Annotated in this window: 15 protein-coding genes; 1 reads left to right on the forward strand and 14 read right to left on the reverse strand. The window is 41.0% G+C overall.

Going from position 1 to position 25,500, the window contains the following annotated elements:
- From KTR06_RS17290 to KTR06_RS17355, 14 genes are all read right to left on the reverse strand, one after another.
- Nucleotides 1-2,343 (reverse strand): GH92 family glycosyl hydrolase, encoded by a 2,343-nt coding sequence (locus KTR06_RS17290; RefSeq protein ID WP_195651415.1) that lies wholly within the window; start codon nucleotides 2,341-2,343, stop codon nucleotides 1-3.
- Between the two features lie 6 nt (nucleotides 2,344-2,349).
- Nucleotides 2,350-4,635 (reverse strand): GH92 family glycosyl hydrolase, encoded by a 2,286-nt coding sequence (locus KTR06_RS17295; RefSeq protein ID WP_117610956.1) that lies wholly within the window; start codon nucleotides 4,633-4,635, stop codon nucleotides 2,350-2,352.
- 305 nt (nucleotides 4,636-4,940) lie between these two features.
- Nucleotides 4,941-6,566, reverse strand: coding sequence for a RagB/SusD family nutrient uptake outer membrane protein (locus KTR06_RS17300; protein ID WP_120067221.1), 1,626 nt, complete (start codon nucleotides 6,564-6,566; stop codon nucleotides 4,941-4,943).
- Nucleotides 6,567-6,593: 27 nt separating this feature from the next.
- On the reverse strand, nucleotides 6,594-9,731 hold the full coding sequence (locus KTR06_RS17305; protein WP_049701842.1) for a TonB-dependent receptor: 3,138 nt from the start codon (nucleotides 9,729-9,731) through the stop codon (nucleotides 6,594-6,596).
- A 282-nt stretch (nucleotides 9,732-10,013) separates the two neighbouring features.
- Entirely contained in the window at nucleotides 10,014-13,973 is a 3,960-nt protein-coding gene (locus KTR06_RS17310) for a helix-turn-helix domain-containing protein (RefSeq protein WP_120067249.1), read from the reverse strand.
- Between the two features lie 820 nt (nucleotides 13,974-14,793).
- Nucleotides 14,794-16,182, reverse strand: coding sequence for a phosphoglucosamine mutase (gene glmM / locus KTR06_RS17315; RefSeq protein WP_008020557.1), 1,389 nt, complete (start codon nucleotides 16,180-16,182; stop codon nucleotides 14,794-14,796).
- A gap of 37 nt (nucleotides 16,183-16,219) precedes the next feature.
- Nucleotides 16,220-16,915 (reverse strand): DUF4827 domain-containing protein, encoded by a 696-nt coding sequence (locus tag KTR06_RS17320; protein ID WP_008641986.1) that lies wholly within the window; start codon nucleotides 16,913-16,915, stop codon nucleotides 16,220-16,222.
- 118 nt (nucleotides 16,916-17,033) lie between these two features.
- On the reverse strand, nucleotides 17,034-18,071 hold the full coding sequence (locus KTR06_RS17325; RefSeq protein WP_004313064.1) for a bifunctional oligoribonuclease/PAP phosphatase NrnA: 1,038 nt from the start codon (nucleotides 18,069-18,071) through the stop codon (nucleotides 17,034-17,036).
- 46 nt (nucleotides 18,072-18,117) lie between these two features.
- The gene (locus tag KTR06_RS17330) at nucleotides 18,118-20,211 is read right to left on the reverse strand and encodes a ComEC/Rec2 family competence protein (protein WP_217290616.1); all 2,094 of its coding nucleotides are present in this window, start codon (nucleotides 20,209-20,211) and stop codon (nucleotides 18,118-18,120) included.
- Nucleotides 20,212-20,330: 119 nt separating this feature from the next.
- Nucleotides 20,331-20,573 carry a hypothetical protein gene (locus tag KTR06_RS17335; RefSeq protein ID WP_008020549.1) on the reverse strand — a complete coding sequence of 81 codons (243 nt, stop codon included), beginning with the start codon at nucleotides 20,571-20,573 and terminating at the stop codon, nucleotides 20,331-20,333.
- Between the two features lie 76 nt (nucleotides 20,574-20,649).
- Nucleotides 20,650-21,300, reverse strand: a complete 651-nt coding sequence (gene rpe, locus KTR06_RS17340; protein ID WP_120067223.1) for a ribulose-phosphate 3-epimerase — start codon at nucleotides 21,298-21,300, stop codon at nucleotides 20,650-20,652.
- A 69-nt stretch (nucleotides 21,301-21,369) separates the two neighbouring features.
- Entirely contained in the window at nucleotides 21,370-22,341 is a 972-nt protein-coding gene (gene fmt / locus KTR06_RS17345; protein WP_217290623.1) for a methionyl-tRNA formyltransferase, read from the reverse strand.
- A 34-nt stretch (nucleotides 22,342-22,375) separates the two neighbouring features.
- Nucleotides 22,376-24,169, reverse strand: coding sequence for a chloride channel protein (locus KTR06_RS17350; RefSeq protein ID WP_004313072.1), 1,794 nt, complete (start codon nucleotides 24,167-24,169; stop codon nucleotides 22,376-22,378).
- Nucleotides 24,170-24,733, reverse strand: coding sequence for an L-threonylcarbamoyladenylate synthase (locus KTR06_RS17355; protein ID WP_004313073.1), 564 nt, complete (start codon nucleotides 24,731-24,733; stop codon nucleotides 24,170-24,172).
- 314 nt (nucleotides 24,734-25,047) lie between these two features.
- On the opposite strand from KTR06_RS17355, the gene KTR06_RS17360 reads away from it, so the two are divergent.
- A complete protein-coding gene (locus KTR06_RS17360) occupies nucleotides 25,048-25,479 on the forward strand; it encodes a thioesterase family protein (RefSeq protein WP_004313074.1) in 432 nt (143 codons plus the stop codon).
- Nucleotides 25,480-25,500: the final 21 nt, after the last annotated feature.

Below are 25,500 nucleotides of genomic sequence, written 5' to 3' on the forward strand. Positions count from 1 at the left end.
TTATTCGTTGATTCCGTTAGTTAATGAATAAGGTTTATCCTCCGGTGATAATCCGCGACGTTTGTTAGGTGATGCCCCCATCTTGAATTCAAGCACGCCTCCTTTCAAAATGTCTTCATGTGTAATGTACATCTTGTCGTATACCTTACCGTTCAATTTCAGCGACTGCACGTAACGTTTCTTATCGCTGACACCCGGCGCTTTGATCTCCAATGTCTTTCCATTAGGAAGCGTCATCTTCAGATAAGGCAGGTAGGGCGCTCCCAATACATACTGGTCTGTACCAGGACAAACCGGATAGAAGCCCATCACGGAGAAAAGGTACCATGCTGACATCTGTCCGCAATCATCATTTCCACCCAATCCGTTAATATCATTCTTATACATCTTATTCAGAATCTCACGCAGCCAGTACTGTGATTTCCACGGCTGGGAAGTCCACGCATATAGATAAGGAACATGGTGGCTCGGTTCATTACCATGCACATATCCGCCGACCAAACATTCTTCCGTAATATCCTCATTATGCTCATAGTACTTCTCCGGCAGATGCATGGAGAACAGTTCATCCAGTTTCTGCACGAACGTCCCTTCTCCTCCCATCAAGTCGATCATGCCAAATACATCGTGTGGCACATGAAAAGAGAAATTCCATGAATTGCCTTCGATAAAACCTTCACCATAGGTTTGCAATACATCAAACTCTTTCTTGAAAGAACCGTCACTATAACGGGGACGTGCAAAACCAATACTTGTATCATAGATAGTACGATAATTGAGGGCACGCTTTCGGTAAGTCTCCGCTATTTCCTTGTTACCTGCCTTCAAAGCTGTCTGATAGATAGTCCAATCGTCGTATGCATACTCCAAAGTAGAAGAAGCTGCTGTACCACTTTTGTCAAGCGGAATATATCCCAGCTTCATATAATCAGCTATACCTTCATAATACGGAACGGTGGATGTACTGACCATTGCCGCCAATGCCTCATCCACATTCGAAAAGACGCCTTTGGTTATTGCATCCGCCAGTACAGACACAGCATGATAACCGCTCATACACCAGTTTTCATTTCCCATCAGACTCCATATCGGCAACATTCCGTGCACGCTTTGTTGCTCATGTTTAATCATGGATTCCACCATATCCGCATTGCGTCCCGGTTTCACCAGATTCAGGAAAGGATGTTCCGCACGATAGGTATCCCAAAGGGAAAATATAGTATAGTTGGTGAATCCTTCCGCCCGGTGTATGTTATGATCCAGCCCACGATAGGAACCGTCTACATCCATATACACAGACGGATTAATCATGGTGTGGTAAAGAGAAGTATAGAACATTGCTTTCTGATCGGACGTACCTTCGATCTCGAAATGCTCCAGTTCACTATTCCAATCTGTACGAGCAGCTTCCGCCAACTGTTCGAAACTCTTTCCGGAAGCCTCGGCACGCAGATTCTTAATGGCCCCTTCCGTACTGACTGCCGACAATGCCACTTTTACAACCAGTTCCGAATTGTTAGCGGTATCGAAGTTAAAGTAAGCCACGATTTTTCGACCTGTGATTTCGGGGAAGTTCTTTTCCATCTTGAAACGACGCCAGAAGCCATTGTACAGTACTTTTTCCTTATCCTTATATCCGTAGTCTTTAATCGGCTGTGACAAAGAGATAGCAAAATAGGTATAATTCGTGCGCGCCCATCCGTTGGTGATACGGTATCCGGTCAACAGAGTATCGTTTTCTACCCTTAAATTAGCCCATAGTACTTTGCCGTCATAATTATAAATACCATGCACCAGATCCAAAATCAAATGACCATCTTTTCCTTTCGGGAAGGTATATTTATGTATACCCGTCCGTTGTGTTGCTGTCAGTTGGGCCTTAATGCCATAATCGTCCAGTATCACTTCATAATATCCGGGAACAGCTTTTTCTGTAGCATGGTCAAAACGTGAACGGTATCCCTCTTCCGGATAATCCGCCCGACCGGGATTTAACTTCACATCGCCAACAGCAGGCATCAACAAGATGTCTCCCAAGTCAGAATGTCCCGTACCACTAAGATGAGTGTGACTGAAGCCAACAATGGTCTTGTCCCTATATTGGTAACCGGCACAATACTCGTAGGCATTTTTCTGATAAGCTCCATTTACATTATGCGGAATTGTGTCTGTGTCCGGACTCAACTGTACCCATCCAAAAGGAGTACAAGCACCGGGAAAAGTGTGCCCCATCCCATTGGTCCCGATAATCGGATTCACATAGTCTACCGGCTGTTGAGCTATGGCGGACAAAGTTGCTGCCGCCATAGTCATCATCAATACTTTCTTTCTCAAATTATTCATATCAGCTTACTTTGCGTCACGAGAGAATGAATACGGGAAGTCTGATTCGTTGATACCTCTTCCCTTATTCGGTTTGTTATCCATATCAAACACCAGACGACCGCCTTTCAACAGATCGAAATGGTTCAGATAATTCTTTGTATAATTCTTGCCATTATAATTCAATGAACGAATATAACGATTATCATCGTTATTCTTCGGGGCGGAGATTTCCAGTTTCTTGCCGTTCTCCAGTGTAATCGTTGCTTTCTTGAAGTAAGGAGCTCCCATTACATATTCATTGCTGCCGGGACATACCGGATAAAATCCCAATGCAGTAAATACATACCAAGCCGAAGTCTGACCGTTATCTTCATCTCCACAATAACCGTCCGGAGTAGGAAGATAGAGGCGGTTCATCGTCTCACGCAACCAATATTGGGCTTTCCAAGGTTCGCCGGCATAGTTATACAAATAGATCATGTGCTGGATAGGTTGGTTGCCATGCGCATAGTTACCCATGTTAGCAATTTCCATTTCACGAATCTCGTGAATCACTCCTCCATAATAGCTATCATCAAATACAGGAGGAAGATTGAATACAGAATCAAGCATACTAACAAACATCTTCTTGCCGCCCATCAGATCAACCAGTCCTTGTACATCGTGGAATACCGACCATGTATAATGCCAACTATTTCCTTCCGTAAAGGCATCTCCCCATTTAAAAGGATTGAAAGGAGTCTGGAAAGTTCCGTCGGAATTCTTTCCCCGCATCAACTTAGTTTCCGGATCGAACAGATTACGGTAGTTCTGACTCCTTTTCTTATAAACATCCAGTTCTTCTGCCGGACGACCTAATTTTTCACCCATACGGTAAATGCACCAGTCATCGTATGCATATTCCAATGTGCGTGCCGCATTCTCATTAATTTTCACATCATACGGCACATAGCCCAGCTTGTTATAATATTCATATCCACGGCGTCCGGTAGTAGAAACTTTCGGATGTACGCTATTGGCCCCTTTCAGTAGACCTTCATACATTTTTTCTGCATCCGCTTTGGTTATATTCTTCATGAAAGCATCCGCCACTACAGAAGCAGAATTATTCCCAACCATGCAACCACGATGGCCCGGGCTTGCCCATTCAGGAAAGAATCCACTTTCAAGATAGGTATTCAACAGACCTGCCTGCATCTTCTCACCCATTGAAGGATATATCAAATTAACAAATGGAAACAAGCAACGGAAAGTATCCCAGAATCCAGTGTCGGTAAACATATATCCCGGACGGATTTCACCATTATAGGGGCTGTAATGCACAGTTTCCCCCTTACCGTTTACTTCGTAAAACATACGAGGAAACAACACCGAACGATACAAACAAGAGTAGAACGTACGCATACGGTTCTCATCGCTGTCTTCAACCTTGATACGCCCCAAGACATTGTTCCATGCCTTACGACCGGCCTCTTTTGTCTGTTCAAAGGTCTTATTACCAATTTCTTTCAAGTTCAGTTCAGCCTGTTCAGGACTGATGAATGAGGATGCCACCTTTGCATGTACCTGTTCTCCTTTCTTCGTTGAAAATCCGATAGCAGCACCCACGTGATTGGATTGTAGTTCGAGATGTGTTTCAACCAAATGATAGTCTGCCCATACTTTATTGAAAGTAAAAGGCTTGTCGAACTCTATCACAAAGTAATTTTTAAAGTTTTGAGGAACACCGCCACTATTGCGTGTCGTATAACCAACTATTTTATTTTCTTCGGGAATCACCTTCACATACGAACCGCGGTCGAAAGCATCTACCACCACATAGGCATCAGAGGTTTCAGGGAAAGTGAAACGGAAATATGCGCAACGTTCCGTCGGAGCTATTTCAGTTGTCATGTCATACTCTGACAAATAAACACTATAATAATAAGGAGTGGCTTTCTCTGCCTTATGAGAGAACCAGGAAGCACGACTGTCCTGATCGATCTTCAACTGTTTAGTCATCGGCATGATTGAGAACTGACCGTAGTCATTGATCCACGGACTAGGCTGATGGGTTTGCTTGAAACCTCTGATTTTGTCGGATGCATAAGTGTAAGCCCAACCGTCACCCATCTTTCCGGTTTGTGGCATCCAGAAGTTCATTCCCCAAGGCAACGCGATGGCAGGATATGTATTCCCATTAGATAGTGATATTTTCGAATCAGTTCCCATTAAAGGATTCACATAGTCTACCGGTTGCTTTTGCGCAAAGGTAGAAGAAGCTCCCAATAGCAGGGCTATTGCGAAAGATAGTAGTTTCTTTTTATTCATGGTCTACGAATTAAGCTATTAATTAGATTATCAAGTCTTTTTTATTTACGTTACAAATTAAAGCATCTTTCTGTAATTATCAGTCCTCTGATACGCCAAAATAAGAAAAAAATAGCATTTGGTCAACCAAAGGATACGAGCGTCAACGAGAGTACAAGTTAAATAAGTGAGAATCAGGATGTAATATTTATGTGCATACCACGAGAGTACAACCGGAGGACTAACTGTTTAAGCAATAGAGAGAGGATAATTTGCCTTTACCCTCTCTCCAATTCTATCAGAAACAAATATTTATTATTACCTAATTAATTCCATCCCGGGTTCTGACGTCCTTCCAACGCAGGATTAGCCTGAATTTCATCTAACGGGATAGGCCATAACAAAGCATATTCAGGAATGGCACCGGCTCTTGTGCTTCCATCGGGCTTGTTTTGAATTTGAGCCGATGCAAGAGCAGTCCATTTCAATTTTCCTGATTCGGTAGATGCTTCCGGATACAAACGAGTACGACGAATGTCATCCCAAATCTTAAATTCCAACGGTAACTCATGCAAACGTTCAGTCAAAATCGATTGTATTAAATCGTTTCCTGTAGCCGTCTCATCTGCCAATCCAGCACGTTTACGCACTTGATTGAGATAATATTTAGCTCCACCGACAGCATTATCTTCATGATTTGTACGTGCCAGACCTTCGGCCGCAATCAGCAAGACTTCCGCAAAACGGAATACCGGCATATTATAATCACCGTCGTGACCGCTAATCAAAGCATTTTCATCAAACCATGCCCAGTTGCCTGCATTATTCAAAGTATGAGTATTTCCTTCAGCATCGGTATATTGCTTAAAGAAGAACTGTTTCTCATGTCCTCGAATATCATTAGAGGCATAGCTGTTAAGCAACATATCACAGGGAAGGTATGCATTATACAGCACGTCTCCTCCCGGATGGAACACTCCCCACTGAAAAGCATCTGTCCCGATAGAACGACAAGCATAAGAGTTACCTACACTATAATCACTATAATTGTATTCTTTAGCATAAATGATTTCAGCTGATTCTTTCGTTGTCTTAATCACATTATACGCAGAGTTCAAATCATCAGTCGTTCCATTCGGATGAATAAGTCCGTGAGGACTATCATTAATCACTTTCAATGCCATCTGTGCAGCTTTTCCATAATAGTCTGCCCCCCCGTTTAACGGTGCACCAGCCCATTGTAGATAAACTTGTGCCAGCAAAGTCTGCGCCATTGCTCTGGTAACATAACAGCCATTTTCATAGAACGTTTTATTCGGCAATGCATCCCCGTTGACAATATCCAGCAAGTCGGCTTCAATTTTCTTATAAACCTCTTCAGCAGAAAGACGTTCTTTGTACATACCTTCTGTAGATGTGTAAGGTTCTGAAATATAAGGAACACCACCAAATTCTTTGACCAGCCAAAAATATCCGTATGCACGGAAGAATTTACCTTGAGCCACATAATTATTAATAGTAGCTTCATCCAGCACCCCGGTCATTGTCGGAATATTGGCTATAACAAAGTTGGCACGTGAAATACCTTTATAAAACTCATGCCAGTATTTCATTGCAATATCATCAAAAGATTCAATATTGAAGTTACACCCTTCGGATGCCGTAGTAAATGTTCTATCCTTACGCTTATCAACGTACAATCCGGACACAATACCACCCCACATTGTCGCTTTAGGAGTCCAGCCACCGCCTACATCAGTGTTGTGTAAATAAGGTACACCACCAAAATACAATGCGTTCACACCTGACTCCGCATCAGCTTTCGTCTTCCAGAATTGGTCAGATGATTTCATATCCAATGGTTCTTCTTTCAGGAAATCGTCGCATGAATTCAGCAACACAGAAAGTGAACACATACAAAATGCAGATATATATACTTTTAATAGTTTCATAATTCTTATGGTTTTTATAACGGTGAATTAAAATGCTACATTAAGACCGAACGTAAACGTTCTCGGACGCGGATAGGTGAAGAATTGGCGGTTAGCCCCCCATTTGTTGTCACCTAAACGAGATGAGTTATCCGGATCGTATCCGTTATAGTCCTTAGAAGTAATCAGGAACGCGTTATTCACATTCGCATACAAACGCAATGAAGACAGACCGATCTTCTTAATCAGTGTCGGATTGAAGGTATATCCGAGCTGAATCATGTTACAACGCAAATAAGAACCATTGCAAACCCAGTCATCATCTGCCTGGTTATTAGCTCCCTGACCAAAGTTATTCAGACGAATTGCCTGTTCTTTACCCGACGGATTGAGAGTTGGATGCCATGCTTCCTTATAAAGACGGTCTATACCGTTAGTCAGGAAACGGGCTACAGTAGAGTGATAATATTCTTGCATCACGTCTACCCCCCATGTAAACTGGAAGTCTAAAGTCAAATCGAAACCTTTATAATTGAAGGTATTGATAAATGAGCCCATCCAGTCTGGTAATCCGTTACCGATAATTTCGCGTTTCTTATAAGTTACCTTTTCACCGATAGTGGAAGGTATGTTCATTGTCTCCGGATCCCAGTTAGACGGAATACCATCGTAGATACCGGCGCGCTTATAACCATAGAAAGAAGAAAGCTCTTCACCTTCACGGATCAACATATCGTAACCCACAAAACCGTCGGTCGTAATCTGACGCTTACCGGTGACAGGATCAACAGATGCACTTTCATCCAACTTCTCTACACGGTTTTTGTTGAAACCTAAATTAAGAGTGGAAGTCCACTGGAAATCATGTGTCTGAATAGGATATGCTGTAACCAGAATATCTAAACCACGATTGGAAACGGCTCCAATATTATCCATAATGGAAGAGTAGCCTGTTGATTCAGGAACCGGACGGTCGAGCAACAAATCTGAAGTATATTTATAATAATAGGAAATATCGAAATTCAGTCTGTTATTGAATAAACCCAACTCGAATCCTAAGTCCCACTGTCCAGTCTTTTCCCATTTCAAGTCAGGATTAGGCATATTGTCCAGATAAGACACAACGTGCAAAGCATCACCAATAATCGTATTTGACTGGCTTACCGTGGCCAATGACTTATAAGTACCGATTTCCGAGTTACCTGTCACACCGTAAGAAGTATGCAGTTTTAGTTTGCTAATCAATGAGTTATCTTTCAAGAAGTCTTCATTAGAAATCATCCAGCCCAAGCCGACTGACGGGAAAAATGCATATTTATTGTTCTGTCCGAATTTGGAAGAGCCATCATAACGACCGGTTACGGTAGCCATATACTTGTTGTCATAAGAATACGCCAGACGCAAGAAATAAGAGTTCATTGCCCACTTGTCGTAATCACTGCCAACAGAAGGACGATTCGTTCCGGAACCTAAATTATAATATCCGTAGAAGTCATCAATATACTTACTGTCGGAAGCTTCGAATTTGGTATAATTATACTCTTGCCAAGACATACCCGCCATTGCATTAATGTGATGTTTGTTTATATCTTTCACATAAGTCAAATAGGTTTCTTCCTGCCAATACAAAGAGTTGGAGTTATTTGCAGAAGCTGCTCCCTCGGAACTTTGATTAATCATCGGACGCGGAGTGAACGGCGTATAGTTAGCATCACGATTATTGTGGTAGTCGATACCGAACTGGGTCTTCAAATCCAATCCTTTCATGAGATGGAAAGTCAAAGCAGCATTACCAAAAATCTGCGTACGATATTGCATAGCCTGCATCCGTTCGAGCAACTCAACGGGATTACCTACACCTTCCGGGCTGAATCCTTGTTTTCCGCTATTAGGATCAGTCTGATTATTGAGAATAGAGCTTGTATTAATAATGTTCGTCTGCGTATATTCACCATCCAGCTTAACCGGTAAGAAAGGCAACTGTTCGATCATTGTACGCAATGCGCCTTGTCCGTAAGGGTTATCAGAAGTTCTATTACCCCAAGTATGATTTACTAATAAATTAACGGAAGTAGACAGCCAATCAGTCGGTTTGTCATCATACGCCAATTTTGCATTGATACGTTTGAAGTAGGAATTCAACAAAATACCCTGTTGATCGGTATAATTGATGAATGCTCCGATAGAAGATCCTTCTCCTGTACGTTGGATACTGATCTGATGGTTATGAGAGATGGCAGTGCGGGATGCTTCATCCTGCCAGTTGGTATTATATTTCGGAGAACCGTCTGCATTGAACAAACGTTCGTCTGTGAATATCTGTGACAGATCAGTTGTGAAGTTCTTGCCTTGAAATTCGTTGGCATTTTCCAATCCCTGCTTGAAGGTAGACATCCATTCGTTAGCATCCATTACATCTATTTTTCTAGCCATCTTACCGATAGACAATGAACCATCATAGGAAACATGGACTCCTTTTCCTGCATTACCGCGCTTGGTAGTCACCATGATAACACCATTCGCACCACGGGCACCATAGATGGCAGCAGAGGAAGCATCTTTCAATACTTCGATAGATTCGATATCATTCGGATTAAGCAATTCGAAGTTTGACATCACCACTCCATCTACTACGTACAGCGGTGATGCCGATGCGTTGATAGTAGAAATACCACGAATGATGACACGTGATTCTCCACCCGGCTGACCGGTATTAGAGAAGATATTCACACCGGCCACTTTACCCTTCAATCCGTCAAGCGCATTGAATGATTGTGCTTTCAGCATGTCTTTACCTTTGGCTGTGGAAATGGAACCCGTCAAGTCTGATTTGCGCATGGTACCATAACCTACAACGACTACTTCGTCCAGTGCTTTCGTATCCGATTGCAGAACTACGTTCAGAACATTACTCTTTAATTCCGAGACTTTAAATTCTTGTGTGATATAACCAATATACGAAAACACCAAGGTGGCATTGGAAGGAACAGAGAGAGTGTATTTACCGTTAATGTCAGTGATTGTTCCTGTACTACCGTTTTTAACTTTCACCGTACCACTGATAACCGCCTCTCCCTGATCATCGGTTACCGTACCGGAGATTGATTTTACAGATTGAGCATTCATGCCCAAACTCAACATCATACCTATTACAAATAAGGTAAGATACTTTAGTTTTTCATTCATAATTCCTTTAAATTTGATTAGTAATAAGGTTAATTCCCTTTAAAAAGATTGTTGCAAATAAAGGCTATTCGAATAAAAGTCCAATGCTCTACCTTGCCAAAAAAACGGCAAAATAAAGACACATATTTAAAGCACAGAATGGTAAATTAGAGCACAGATTAACGCACTAATAATCAACATAATAAAATCAACAAAAGGGATTTAGAGCACAAGGTTGTGACAAACAAATAAATAATAATGTTTCCCAACTAATCACCTATACGAAAGAATTTAACCTGACAATCAGCATACCTTTCGCTGTTCCCGATAATCTTTCGGTGTCATCCCGAACCGACGGGTAAACTCTTTATAAAAATAAGACCGGCTGGAAATACCGACCTCCATAATAACATCTTGAATAGAAAGTTCTTCATCAAGTAACAGGCGGGCTGCCTTTTCCATACGGTAACTCTTTATTAAATCACCGGGAGCAGTATTGGAGATTTCCTTGAATTTACGATAGAACTGACGGGAACTCATTGCCATACGATCAGCGATCAACGTTGAGCCCAGTTCTTCCTTGTCCAGGTTTTCTTCAATCACCTTTAACAATTTACGAATAAAATCAGCTTGTTCGGTAGTTGTACAGACAATCTGTCCCGCCAAATCTCCCAGTTCCTCCATATATATCTGCTTCGCTTCCCGCTTTCCATAAATAGCATTATGGACAACTTCCCGCAAGAATAATATATCATAAGGAAGTACAATATAAGAATCAGACCACAAGATCAGTTCCCGCTGAATGGCCGAACCAACTTTCCAAGTTAACAATGGAATAAAAGCTGTCTTTGAAAGCAGAGTACGATTCCGGCTAACATACTCCATAAAAGTACTTTCAGCATTGGCATACATTGTCATATCCACTAATAATAGAGCCGGAGCCGACCGACGAATTTCGTCAAAAGCAAGCTGCACACTCTTTACTTGATGAACCACATATTCATCAGCCAGGAAATTACTAATCAACCAAGTCATTTCATCTCTGTCTTCCAACAAAAGCACAGTTTTTTTCCCTTGTTCACCTGCCACTGTCAAGACTGCCGGTTCAAAGATAATCGTCAACCGACTACCACTCTCATCATCATCATAACGAAGAACGGCATGAATACGTTCCAAAGCCGACCGTACAAAACCTAAAAGTAAATGCACAGCAAACACATGATCGGAATCTTTCTCCGTCACTGAAGAAGCTTTATCTGAAAGATATTCATACAACGCTTTCGCAGTAGCATCTTTAGAAGAAAAATGTAGCTGCATCTTACCATCCTGTTCTGACATTTCTACTATTACGCCATGAGTACCTTTCATTTCAGTAATCCGAAGATAGCAGCAATAAAGAATACTGTATAATGCATTCTTGTAAACTGGAAATGTTAAGTGTTCCGGAATCATTGACGATATAGAAGAATGATCAATCCCTTGTTCTTCCAACGTACGTAACACCTCTTGAGAAACTCCCTGTATACTCATACGTGCAGAAACAATAAACCGATCCGGAAAGAATTGTTTAAGTTCTTCCAAAAACAGAGCGTCAGGATTAAGAAGTGCGTTCATCACAGTTTCGCGTATCAGTGACACTTTCTCAAGACATTGCTCATAAGAAAGATTCTCTGCACGCAATTGGTCACAATAATTATAAATAAGAGTAAAATCTTCAAGCATCCTACGGTTTGTATATACAGTCTCGGATTTCCGGCAACTTTCTGTCCCCATCAGTGTTTTCATCATCCGTTCCTGAAGATAGTTTTTACGTAGTAAATATATCACGTACCCTAACAGCAACAAGAAAATGACCAAATAAACAAAATAAGCCGCCACCGATCGATACCAGGGAGAAAGGATATATACCGGAATAGAAAAATGCCGATATTCCGTATCAAATACATCCCTCTTATAGCGTACCTTAAAGATATAATCACCTGCCGGCACTCCTGTATATGAGGCTTCATTAATACTACTAAAAGAGGTCCAATCCTTATCATATCCTTCCAACTGGTAAGAATATTCTATATCTTCTCCTGATAAAAAATCCGGAACAACAAAAGAAAGTGCAAATGAAACCTCCGTCCCCTTCAACTGTAATGCCTTACCATCGTCTGTATAGTAATCTCCATCCCCCTGAACCACTTGCGTATGTCCAACAGTCAACTTACGTAACAAAATATCCGGATAAAATTCCGGAGCAGCCTGCACCTCTTTATCCAGATAAAGCAACCCGTCAATCCCACCGAAAAAAAGCTCCTGTGTATATGGACACATGTAATAAGCATCATCACTAAACTCACCGATTTGAACACCTGCACTGTAAAAGTAGGCATGTGATGAGCCATTTATCGGATTATATTTAATCAGCCCCCGATTCGTACCAAGCCATAAGAGTCCGTTCTCATCTTCAAGTACACCATGAATCATATCATTGAGCAAACCTTGCTCCCGTCCGATATAGGTAGCTTTCATCTGTTTTCCATTAGAATTCAGACATACCAATCCTGATGTTGTCCCTACATATAACAACCCTTCTTTGGTCCGATACAGGCTGAGCACATCGTCTACCGACTTATGAAGCATTTCTTTCAAAGAAATCACTTTATATTCTTCAGTCCGCTTATCAAACCGTACGAGTCCTTTCTCCCGACTGCCAAGCCACAAAATAGAATCCCCCTCGGGCAACATTGGATAGAACATCGTAATTTCTCGCTGACCGTGAAAAAAATGATAACTTTTCTGCGACTTGAAACGAATGGTACCTGCCTGCTTCTCAAGTATTAATTTATGAAAACCGGAACCGGCTGTCACCACATAAAGTACACTATCATTTTCCTCATAAATGCCATGTATCTCGGTGGGTTGTGCCGACAGGTTCTCCACAGAATGCAAAGTTTTGTCTTCAAAAGAGTAGTAAAATAGTCCCGGATCTCCAGATCCTATCCAAAAGCCATCCATATAACGGCTTTGAACCAATTTATAAACAGGAAATTCTTTATTCCATCGTATATAAGACACAACATTTTGCTTACCTTCAGGAGAGTAAACTGTAACGGCAGAAGCCTCCTCATTCTCACGATAATCCGGTATATGCAACAGTCCATCACCTTTCGTCCCGAACCATAGCCCACCACTATTGTCTGTCATAACAGAACGTACCTGCCTGCTTAAGTTAGATGACAGTTGATTGAGCATCAAATTGGTGGCAATAGAATATTTCTTAGCATACATAATCGTTCCTTGTCCGTCCGAAGCAACCCATAAGACATTCTGATGAGGATCTCGATAAATACTATATATACGCACATTCCGGTCGACCACTTCTTCTTTATATTTTTGTGAAGTACGGAGACGGACTAACCCATTCGTTCGAAAACCAATAATAATATCTTCATAGAAAAGGGCTATTCCTGCAATAGTTCCATTCTTCTGCACTAATGAAGAAAGGTTACGAATATAAATTTTAGATTGTCGGGAAATATCATAAACATAAAGATCATGCTCACTATCGATAAAACAAAGAACGCCATTCTGATAAAAGACATCTTCAATAGGTTTCGCATGAAAATTAGTAGATGAAACAGTTGAATGAATTGATAATGTGTCACAATCAAAAGCATCCTGCGAAACCTGTAACAGCTCCCCTGTTTGTTGAGTGAAAATCCACAAAACACCATCATCCGTGACGAACGCCCGTTTATCCATATCTTCTACGGGTACTTTCAGATTCTTAATCTGTACAAATCGTTTATAAGATGTATTATAGTAGAAAATTCCACCATGACTCACCACCCATGTGTTTCCTTTAGAATTGGAATGTAGATAATAATCATCTGTAAAGTCATAATATCCGACAACTTGCCGTGAATCCTGTGAAAGACGATTGATCCCCAAATGGGTAGAAATCCACAAACAATTATTATCCGCCTGCTGAATAGAATGGATTACGTTGTTACTCAAAGCCTTGGGAGCTGAAAAATCGGAACGGAAAACTTCCATGCTTCTGCCGTCATAACAATTGACGCCATCGTAAGTACCGAACCACATCAACCCTGTATTGTCTTGAAAAAGACAAAGCACAGCGCTATTAGATAATCCTTGCTGATAATCTACTTTCCGGAAGATATATGAATCTTTACCGCCATCTGCCTGACAGATCAATGAATAAATCAATAGAACAAAAGGAAAAATCAAGCGTATTTTCATTGTGTTAATCATTAATATCATCTATTAAATATCAGGCAATCGCTTATATGTTTTGTTTCGCAGTGCGAAAAAAAATAGCCATTAATAATCGATGTCTTTGATTCTCTTTACACAAAGATACGTTTTTATACGGAAAATGCAACTCTATTTTATCAAGTACCTCTATTTTTCAACAATTACTTCACTACTAAGTTCACACAATCTAAGAGTCTGCCTCTTCCATTTTTCAATGATCTCATCATTATAAATAATAATGCAATCAGTTTTATTTTCATATCGCACGTTTATCAATATGTATATTTAAGCCATGTGTTTATCATTGATATAAGACCTATAAAGTTTTGTATACCAATTGATATTCTTGTAGTGTATCTATGCTAACGACGCAGAAAAGTAAGCTTCGTTGATTACTTCTCTCTCAACACTGCTTACTTCTCATGTAATCTATTAATAGAAAAGTTGCTCTTGATTAAGTCCAAACTTTCTTTTTATTAACAGTAAAGTTGCTTTTCATCCCTTCCAATCTATAAATGCAATCTTCATTTATAAAAACAAAGGTTCCGTTTTTAAAAACAAAGCTTGCATTTATAAAAATGAAGCTTTCATTTTAAGTTTGTAAATAACAAAAGAGAAGTTTACTATTAGACGAAAGGAAGTTTAGACTTAATCAAAAGAAACTTTATTGTTAATACTCAAGGAGAAGAGTAACTATCATCATTCTGTGGATATCATCCTAATAAAAAGTCTCGTATATCAATGAGACAACTTATTCAGTTATCTTTATGATATACGAGACTCAAATGTTATAAATAAAATCCTATTTTACAGGATATTATTTTGCTAATTCATTAATCACATCCATTATCTTCTGACCGATTTCTTCAGCAGCCTCCATGGTAGAAGCTTCACTATACACACGGATGATCGGTTCTGTATTACTCTTGCGCAAATGTACCCATTTGTCGGCAAAGTCTATTTTCACACCGTCGATATCGTTGATTTCTTCGTTCTTATAGATTTCCTTTACTTTGGCAAGGATAGCATCTACATCGATTTCCGGAGTCAGGTCTACACGGTTTTTAGCAATGAAGTAAGGAGGATAAGTAGCACGGAGCTCGCTAACCTTCTTTCCTTCGTGAGCCAGATGGCTAAGGAATAATGCGATGCCTACCAATGCATCACGTCCGTAGTGACTGGCAGGATAAATTACTCCACCATTTCCCTCACCACCGATAACAGCATTGATTGCTTTCATCTTCGTTACCACATTTACTTCGCCTACGGCAGAAGCGCTGTATTCCATTCCATACTTGCGAGTTACATCACGCAAAGCACGGGTAGAGCTTAAATTAGAAACAGTGTTACCGGGGGTATGTTTCAGTACATAGTCGGCAACAGTAACCAATGTATATTCTTCACCGTACATTACGCCATTCTCGCAGATCATTGCCAGACGGTCAACATCGGGGTCTACAACAAAAGCTACATCGGCCTTTCCACCTTTCATTAAGTTCATGATGTCACCGAGGTTCTTTTCAAGCGGTTCGGGGTTGTGCTGGAAGTTTCCGGTAGGTTCACAGTAGAGTTTTTCTACATGTTTCACCCCCAAACGTTCAAGAAGTTCGGGAAGAATGATACCACCTACCGAGTTTACACAGTCAATAGCTACCCGGAAATCAGCTTTTTTGATAGCTTCTACATCTACCAGATCGAGAGCCAATACACTGTCGATATGTTTCTGATTATAAGTCAGGTCTTTGCGGTAAGAGCCCAAGTGATCTACGTCAGCATAGTCAAATTCTTCTGCTTCAGCAATACGAAGCACTTCGTTGCCTTCGGCTGCATTCAGAAATTCGCCATGTTCATTCAGTAACTTCAGTGCGTTCCACTGTTTCGGGTTATGAGAAGCTGTCAGGATGATGCCACCACAAGCGCCTTCCATAGTTACAGCAAGCTCTGTGGTCGGAGTAGAAGCAAGATCAATATCTACTACATCCCAGCCCATTCCCATTAATGTGCCGACTACTACGTTTTTTACCATTTCACCCGAGATGCGGGCATCGCGTCCCACAACAATCTTGTTGCTCTTCGCTTTGCAGGTCTTACGAATTAAAGTAGCATAAGCCGAGGTGAATTTTACAATGTCAAGCGGGTTCAGTCCTTCTCCCGCTCCTCCGCCGATGGTTCCGCGGATTCCAGAGATAGATTTGATTAGAGTCATAGGTTTTTAACTAAAAGATTTATCTAATGTTAGTGCTTTAGCTTTTTGCTTTCTCAAATTTCCAGATATCATAGAAATAAGGATTGACATATTGTTGTGCAGTTGTATGCCCCATCTTAGAAGGTACAATCAGGCGTACATGTGCATTATTACGCAAATAAGGTAAGGCAATCAACCATCCGGATGGAATTGCAGTTCCATAACCTTGATTAACCCATAATAAATCATATTCCAAACTACCGGATAAAACGATCCCATAAACAGTAGACGCGTTTTGTACATAACGGAATGTTAATGGAAACTTATAATAATCAGGGTAATCCATCCATTCTTCTAAAGCTACATTGAAACAAGTAACCTCTCCTGTCATCATATCCTTTTCTACATAACGAGTACAAATGATGTTATCAGTAGCAAAAGTATCTACTTCATTAATAAACTCAACCCCATTCTCACCTTCCTCTTTCCCGCCACGATCTACGATCTGCATATATACGCCGTTGGAAAAAGCAACATATTCGTCATATCCATCCCCAGCTTCTTTTGAAGCCGTAACAGTGTCTCGTTCGAACTCTTCCAGTGAAATGACACGAATATCATTATCTTTGATGAACTTATTCACCGCATTTTTCTCGTCTTCCAGCATTTCTGCATAAGTCTTCGAATTGTCGCATGCCTGGAACAGACTTCCGGCGGTTAACAAAGAGAGAAATAAAAATACAAGTTTCTTCATTATCTGTTATTTAGCTATATTCCGCACAAATGTATCTCAAAATCATTAAAAGTTGAAAGGGGGAAGTTGAAAGTTCGTATCTTTTAACCTTTCCATATTCACTTTTAACCTTCCATCTTTAGCTTTTCGCTGTTAGCAAAGGTTTATACTTCTCAAGCGCTTTCTCAAAGACCGCTTTTGCCTCTTCCATCGTTCCGAAAAACTCACCGCCCGAAGCGTTCAAATGTCCGCCACCGTTGAAAAATTCAGCGGCTAACTGATTACATGGAAAGGTTCCTACCGAACGAAGGGAGATTTTAATCATCGGCTTCTCTGTATCTTCCCGCAAGAAGCAGGAGAAACAAACATTCTTGATGGAAAGGGGGATGTTTACGAAGCCTTCGCTATCACCTTTTATATAGTTAAACTTACTTTGCTCGGCTTTTGTCAATGTGATTAATGCCGAATTACAATCCGGATAAACAGTCATGTTCGACAGTACATAGCCCATCAAACGCAAACGGCTCTCGGAATAGGTATTGTACACCTTACGGTAAATATCATCCTTATCGATTCCTTTGGAAAGTAGTTCGCTAATGATAAAATAAATTTCCCGGTTATTCGAATTATAAGTGAATCCTCCTGTATCTGTCATCATGCCTGTGTAGATACATTCTGCGCCTTCCTTCGTGATATCACTGAAATATCCCATACGACAAATCAGCCGGAATATCAATTCGGAAGTAGAAGAAATCTTAGGATAGGACATTACAATCTTACAGAAATCTTCGGGATACAGGTGATGATCGATCATGATTTTACGCGCAGGAGATGCAGCCACAGCATCTGCCATATCGTCAATACGCTTCAGTGCATTGAAGTCGAGACAACAGATTACGTCAGCTTCGGCTATCAACTTATCGGCAAAATCTTTGTAACGGTCATACAAAAGAATATCCTTACTGCCCGGCATCCATCGCAAGAAATCGGGAAAGGCATTCGGCACAATTACGTTTACTGTTTTTTCCTGTGAATCCAGAAAATGATATAATCCCAATGATGAACCAATAGCGTCGCCGTCAGGAGAAACATGGGATACAATTACTATTTTGTCAGCTCGTTCAAACCATTTGGTAAAATGGTCTATTTTGGCTTGTTCAATTACTTTCGTCAACATACTCTTAAACTTTATCAAGGTGCAAATGTACGATAAATCTTTGTACTTAGAGCAAAAAGCGGACAGAACCTTCGTCAGACAAAGAGATAAATCGCAGACCGGATTTCTTGCATTCGCTTTCAAGTAGGTGTTTGCGGTATTCCGAGAGGGACGCGTCCAATATGACGTAAGAGAAAGAAAAGACCAGGGCGAGTTCTTCCAGATGACCGTCATATCCTTTGCATAAGTAAAGATACTGAATATATAACGGAGAAACGGTAGATTTGTTTCGCCAACGGTTATCGTTTATGACACATACACGACAACCATGATAGGATATAATCTGCTGTTGACGGTTAAGTTCAGCGTGCCGGCAATCAGCCGTTATTTCTTGGGGAGGAAGAAGGTGATGACGCTTCCAATAGTTAGCTGTCATGTGTTTCAGACGTTTTTCATTGGAGAGAGTATCCATATAGTTTATCCAGGATTGTCCGTCACTCTTTATGCAATGTACTGCCGGACAGCCACGCATATTGTAAAAGACTAAACTCGTTTGAGGACGATCCAGCCAATACAGCGTTGCATGATAAGTCCCCATCAACAAGATAGAAAAAAGACAGATTTGCAGATTCCGGTATCGGCGATTCATGAAATAATAGGTTAGCAGAGCGATAACAATATAGATACCTAGCACTTCTGACTGATAAAGCCAAATTCCATCTATAGAAGCGCAAGGAAGCCGTTCTACCCATCGGACAAAGAAATTAAGTCCTTCCAACAGCTTCTTAACACCTCCGGCCACTCCTATCTGAAGCCAGGAGAAAGGAGTCAGAAGAAGCATTGCGACAGCAGCATATAAGATAATCGTAATCAAAGGTATAACAACTAAATTCGTCAACAGAAAATGCACGGAGAATCGAGAGAAATAAAACAGAACAAGCGGAGCTGTTCCTATTTGTGCGGCAACAGATATACTCATCAGCCCCCAAACATACTTTCCTATTCTACTTTTCACGGTAATCAAATGGTAGATCGGCTTTTGGATAAGCAAGATAGAAGCAACAGCAAGGAAAGAGAGTTGAAAACCAACATCGAACAACCATGCAGGATTGCAGAATAACATCAACCACGCAGCTACCGCCAATGTATTTAAAGATAAAGGTTCACGACCAGTCATATCCGCCATAGCTAAAATCGAAAACATACTGACCGAACGTACTACCGACGGAGAAAGCCCTGTAAAAAAAGCAAAGGTCCACAATAAGACAAGAAGAAAAACAGAACGCACACATCTACCTATATTTCCTCTTCGGGCAATAGGTTTCAGAATGAAAAAGATCATTGTATATAAAAGTCCGATATGCAAACCGGATAGAGCAAGAATATGGCTTGCACCTGCTACCGAATAACTTTCACGAACCGAATCACTTAATTCTGTCTTATCTCCTATTGTTAGTGCTGAAAGTACTGCCAGTTCATCCCCGTTGAATCCCAGTTCCTGATAAAGTGAAACCATGTTTCTTCTACAAGAGCTGGCTACACTTTTGAGGTCAAAGTTATTCATTCCGTCGCATTTTATCCATTTCCCGGATGCAACATATCCTGTTCCGCTAATACCTTTCCGCATCAGGAAGCGGGCATAATCAAATTCATCAAAGTTTCGATTGTTGAGAGGAGGAGAAATGTGGGCAGAAATCAGCAGTTCATCTCCACTCTTCAAACGGGAGGCAGACGAATCTTGCTGTAGATAAAGAACCGCAGTATGTCCTATCGGATATATGCCCGCAGTATCACGACGTTCTTTTAATAATGCCTGACAGAGGTAAGTATGTTCTTTTGGTTGAGCTGCATCCGTTATCAAAACCCGGTACACAGTTTCTTCTTTCGGAAAAGAGCAGACAGCCTGTTGCAATTGTCCAGTCATCCCAAGCCATCCTCCCGTAAAACAAAGAGCGGAGATAGCTATCCCAAAACACCATCGCAGCGAATAGCGCTTCAGAAAATAAAGAGCAAAAGACAATGCAGCAAAAAAGCCAAAGAAGAGAATACCACAAAGGGGGGCCCATGAACGGTCAAAAAAATGATCTCCACAAAAAACGCCTGCTATCCAAGGGATAAGCAGGCGTATAAATGGATATCGATGGACGTTATAAAGAAACAATGTCGCAGTTATTTCACAGATTCTTCAGCCACTTCTTTCCCGACTTAGTGAATGTCCACAGATAAATACCTCCAACAATCACACATCCTACTGTAAAAACAAAACCTAACATTTCCATATCATTTTAATATTTTATTAGCTAATAATGCAGACAAAGTTGTCAAAACAATACCCGTTACAGCTATATACCAATTATTTTCATCCAAAAAGTTGGCGTATAGAGGTATAATTATACCAATCACAAGTCCAGCAAATGAAAGCTTCGAAAGATCAAAAAAATAACCAGCCAATTTTTCTTTTCTAGTCTTATCTCTTTCTTTGGTTTCTTTTCTAACCTCCTGCTGTTGACTCCAAGTTCCCATTTTTGTTTATTTTCCAACAAAGGTAACTTTTATATTTTATATCTAAGCTAATTTACCAATATTTATAATTCATCCACTACAGTTCGTGCAACTGACGAATCATTCCTTCCGGATCCTGTGCACCAAAGACAGCATTTCCAGCCACCAACGCATCGGCTCCCGCCTCAACCAGACGGGCCCCTGTTTCCAGATTCACGCCACCGTCTACTTCAATCAGGGCTTTCGAACCTGTCCGTTCAATCAGGGCACGCAGTTCACGAACTTTTTCTACCGAATGTTCGATAAACTTCTGCCCGCCAAATCCCGGATTCACGCTCATGATAAGCACCATATACACGTCCCGGATAATATCTTGCAGAAGAGCTACAGGAGTAGCAGGATTGATCGTTACAGCAGGCTGCATCCCGGCTTCTCTGATTTGTTGAATCACCCGATGCAGATGTGGACAAGCTTCATAATGCACATTCATCGTATGAGCACCCAATGCTTTTACTTCCGGAATGAATTTCTCCGGATTCACAATCATCAAATGCACATCCAACGGCTTCTTACTTAACTTCGCTACATATTTCAGTACCGGAAAGCCAAATGAAATATTCGGAACAAATACTCCGTCCATAATATCAATATGTACCCACTCCGCTTCACTGCGGTTTACCATTTCAATATCCTTTGCCAAATATCCAAAATCGGCAGAAAGAATAGAAGGAGCGATAATCGGTTTCATAATTCTTTTATTTTAGGTTCTAATTGTCTCGTGTTCGGGACGGTTTTTTTATTCTATTTTATTGTCAAATCACTTCATCTTACACCCATCTTCCAGGTGATAACCACGAAGCAACTCATCTGTTTTCAGTCGTTTCTTACCGGGTAGTTGTAAAGAAAGAATAGATACAAATCCATCCGGTACAGCTACTTTCATAAATTTCTTGCCATCAGTCACGATTGTTCCGGCAGCCAATTGATGTGATTCATAAACTTTCTCACTTTCAAATATTTTCACGACCACACTTTCTGCTTTTTCGGAAGCAATCAGTTCACTCCAGGCAGCGGGGTAAGGTGATAGTCCACGGATAAAATCGTAGATCTTCTTCACCGGCTGGTTCCAGTCAATCCGGCAGGTTTCTTTAAATATCTTCGGAGCAGGACGGAGTTCACCGACAACTACCATTTCTTCTTGAGGAATTGGTTTGACCGTTCCATTCAGTATAGCATCTACTGTTTCAAGAACCAGTTTTCCTCCCAACATCATCAATTTATCATGTACCACTTCTACATTATCCGTATCTGCAATAGGCACACGTACCTGTTGAATGACCTCTCCGGTATCTATCTCATGCTTCAAAAAGAAAGTCGTAATCCCGGTTTCCGTATCACCGTTGATAACCGCCCAGTTGATAGGAGCAGCTCCACGATATTGAGGAAGTAAAGAAGCATGAAGATTAAATGTACCCAGTCGCGGCATATTCCATACCACTTCCGGCAACATACGGAAAGCAACTACAATCTGCAAATCGGCTTTCCATTCACGCAACGCTTCCACAAAAGCTTCATCTTTCAACTTTTCCGGTTGAAGCAACGGTAAATTCTGTTCGAACGCATATTGTTTGACAGGAGAATATTGAATCTTATGTCCGCGTCCGGCAGGTTTATCGGGCATCGTAATCACACCCACTACATTATAACCGCCTTCTACTAATTGACGCAGGGCCTCTACCGCAAAATCGGGAGTCCCCATATATACTATTCTTAAGTCCTCTTTCTTCATCATTTTAAATATGTTATCATTACTTAGGCACGGATTAGTCTTCAGAAAAATGTACCAGCACTTGCCGATACGAATTAAATATCTTTGATTTAGAGACAAATCCCTGATAGCGGCCTTCCTCATCTACAACCGGAAGATTCCAGGCTTTCGTATCGTCAAATGTTTGCATAACCTGCTCCATTCCATCCGTATCGAAGATTTTGGCAGGAGCAGATATCATCAATTTATTAACAGTGAAACGATGATAAAGTTCTTGCCGGAACATGATGTTGCGAATATCGTCGAGCAATACAATTCCCAACAATTCACCCGTTTTCTTATCTGTCACCGGAAAGACATTTCGATGAGAAGCTGCAATTGCTTTCACCAGTTCGCCCAAGTCCATTTCCGGGTGTACGACAACGAAATCTTTCTCCACCACGTTTTCCATTTTCATCAGCGTCAACACAGCTTTATCCTTGTGATGTGTCAGCAATTGTCCCTTCTTAGCCAAACGCATCGAATAGATACTATGAGGTTCGAAAGCAATAATTGTCAGATATGAACTTACAGATACAATCATCAACGGAAGAAATAAATCATATCCACCTGTCAGCTCGGCTATCAGGAACACCCCTGTCAATGGAGCATGCATGACACCACTCATTACTCCCGCCATTCCCATCAATGCGAAATTCTTCTCCGGCAAATAAGCGGAGAAAGCAAAGTCATTGCTAAAATGAGAGAAAACAAAACCGGCAATACATCCCAGATAAAGCGAAGGAGCAAAGATACCACCACAACCACCGCCACCGTTTGTTGCACTGGAAGCAAATACTTTCAATAAGATAATCAGCATCAGATAAACCAGCAACAAATTACCATAGCCATAAAACATAGAGTTGTTCATGACCGTATCCCACTCTTCGGCAGACGTTCCATTCAACAAAAGATTAATCGTATCATATCCTTCACCATAAAGAGGCGGGAAAAGGAAAATCAATACACTCAACATCACACCACCAAACGCCAGTTTCTTGTAAGGGTTATTGAGTTTGCCAAATACACCTTCTACCGAATTCATGGCACGTGTGAAGTACAACGAAATCAGTCCGCAAAAAATTCCCAGCAAGATAACGAAAGGAATACGCTCCAGTTCAAATGCCTGATCGAGGTGGAACTTAAACATAGCCTCCGTACCAGTGACTATGTACGAAACAGTTGCTGCTGTCACGGCAGAAATCAGCAGGGGAAGCAAAGAAGACATGGTTAAGTCAATCATCAGCACTTCCAAGGTAAATACCAGTCCCGCAATCGGAGCTTTAAAAATACCGGCAATGGCACCTGCCGCACCACAACCAACGAGTAACATCAACGTGCGATGCTCCATCTTAAACACGCTCCCGAGATTGGAACCGATTGCCGAGCCCGTCAGTACAATCGGCGCCTCTGCTCCGACCGATCCACCAAATCCGATGGTTATGGCACTGGCGATAGTAGACGACCAGATATTGTGTCGCTTGATACGTCCCTGCCTACGGGAGATGGCATATAGAATTTTGGTGACCCCATGACTGATGTCATCCTTTACAATATTACGTACAAACCAACCTGCAAGAAAAATACCGACTACCGGATATACCAAATACAGGTAGTTAGCTTCTGTTGCATTGAAATTATTAGTCAGGAAATTCTGTATCTGATGGATAAAGAATTTCAATATTAACGCAGCAAACGCAGTGAAGATTCCGACCAGGAAACTTAATATCAGGATAAATTGCTTCTCCTTTATGTTCGCTTCCCGCCATTTGATACAACGCTGCAATAAACTAAGTTTTTCTCCTTTCATTTATTCGCGAATTATCTTTATCACTCCACCTTTTTCCAACTTAATAATACTTGAGGGTTTCGGCTTATTCATATCATCCTGGCGAAAGCCAACAATATAATCTACCGCCGATTTGATTTCATCACTGATTTCACTAAAATTAGCAGCACCCGGCTGCCCGCTGACATTAGCCGAAGTAGAAACAATTGCTTTACGGAACTGTTGACAGAGCCTTCTGGAAAAATCTTCATTCGTCACACGAATCCCTACACTACCATCTTCGGCCAGCAAATTAGGTGCTAAATTACGTGCTCCGGAATAAATAATCGTCAACGGCTTGTCGGCAACTTCAATCAAATCCCATGCTACATCAGGTACATCCTGTACATAAAAATCCACTTTAACCGGAGAATCCACCAACACCAACATAGCTTTGCTATCAGCACGTTTCTTAATCTCATACACCCGGCGTACAGCCTCCTCATTAGTCGCGTCACAGCCTATACCCCATACGGTATCAGTGGGATAAAGGATCACTCCTCCTTCATTCATCACCTGACAGGCTTTTTTAATATCTTCTATCATTTCTTGATTAATTTCCGTTAAGAACAAGACGCAAAAATAACACATTTATTCCATTTAGTGAAATCTATCCTGACGTTTTTAAATCACCCTTTAAAATCAACTATTGGCAGACAACAATTTAACTATTACATTATTACAAGCGTGTTTCCCTAACAGAACAAACATCCCAAAACTTCGTTTTAAACGATTATTAACGAAAATCTTCCTTATCTCCGAAAGCAGAATCATTAGAAATCTCTATCTTTGCCTCAATTTCAAGCAAGAAAGCAAAAGTGCCATTTTTGTGTCGAATTTAAAACGTTTAAGAGAAAACAATGGAAGAAATCGTATTTCATCACACATTACCTATCCAATTGCGATTCAATGATGTAGACAAATTTGGTCACGTCAACAACACAGTTTACTTCTCCTTTTACGACTTAGGAAAGACTGAATACTTCGCTTCAGTATGCCCCGGAGTAGATTGGGAAAAGATCGGGATTGTCGTTGTCCACATCGAAGCGGATTTCGTCAAACAGATATTCGCATCCGATCATATCGCCGTACAGACTGCTGTTTCTAAGATAGGCACCAAAAGCTTTCACCTGATCCAGCGGGTTATCGACACAGAAACGAATGAAGTAAAATGTATCTGCAAGTCTGTTATGGTTACTTTCGATCTTGAAAGACATGAATCCATGCCACTGACAGAAGAATGGATAGAGGCGATCTGCAAATATGAAGAACGGGACTTGCAAAAAGCATAGATAGTTTTTTTTTGAAAAAGC

This window comes from Bacteroides sp. MSK.20.12, from assembly GCF_019052435.1.
GTDB classification, from domain to species: Bacteria; Bacteroidota; Bacteroidia; order Bacteroidales; family Bacteroidaceae; genus Bacteroides; species Bacteroides xylanisolvens.

Excerpts from the sequence above, each read along its gene's own strand:
- KTR06_RS17335 (WP_008020549.1), bottom strand. The coding sequence starts at position 20,573 with ATGGGAACTTGGAGTCAACAGCAGGAGGTTAGAAAAGAAACCAAAGAA.
- KTR06_RS17360 (WP_004313074.1), top strand. The coding sequence starts at position 25,048 with ATGGAAGAAATCGTATTTCATCACACATTACCTATCCAATTGCGATTC.
- KTR06_RS17300 (WP_120067221.1), bottom strand. The coding sequence starts at position 6,566 with ATGAAACTATTAAAAGTATATATATCTGCATTTTGTATGTGTTCACTT.
- KTR06_RS17295 (WP_117610956.1), bottom strand. The coding sequence starts at position 4,635 with ATGAATAAAAAGAAACTACTATCTTTCGCAATAGCCCTGCTATTGGGA.
- KTR06_RS17350 (WP_004313072.1), bottom strand. The coding sequence starts at position 24,169 with ATGAAAGGAGAAAAACTTAGTTTATTGCAGCGTTGTATCAAATGGCGG.
- fmt (WP_217290623.1), bottom strand. The coding sequence starts at position 22,341 with ATGAAGAAAGAGGACTTAAGAATAGTATATATGGGGACTCCCGATTTT.
- KTR06_RS17305 (WP_049701842.1), bottom strand. The coding sequence starts at position 9,731 with ATGAATGAAAAACTAAAGTATCTTACCTTATTTGTAATAGGTATGATG.
- KTR06_RS17355 (WP_004313073.1), bottom strand. The coding sequence starts at position 24,733 with ATGATAGAAGATATTAAAAAAGCCTGTCAGGTGATGAATGAAGGAGGA.
- KTR06_RS17320 (WP_008641986.1), bottom strand. The coding sequence starts at position 16,915 with ATGAAGAAACTTGTATTTTTATTTCTCTCTTTGTTAACCGCCGGAAGT.
- KTR06_RS17290 (WP_195651415.1), bottom strand. The coding sequence starts at position 2,343 with ATGAATAATTTGAGAAAGAAAGTATTGATGATGACTATGGCGGCAGCA.
- KTR06_RS17310 (WP_120067249.1), bottom strand. The coding sequence starts at position 13,973 with ATGATTAACACAATGAAAATACGCTTGATTTTTCCTTTTGTTCTATTG.
- rpe (WP_120067223.1), bottom strand. The coding sequence starts at position 21,300 with ATGAAACCGATTATCGCTCCTTCTATTCTTTCTGCCGATTTTGGATAT.
- glmM (WP_008020557.1), bottom strand. The coding sequence starts at position 16,182 with ATGACTCTAATCAAATCTATCTCTGGAATCCGCGGAACCATCGGCGGA.
- KTR06_RS17325 (WP_004313064.1), bottom strand. The coding sequence starts at position 18,071 with ATGTTGACGAAAGTAATTGAACAAGCCAAAATAGACCATTTTACCAAA.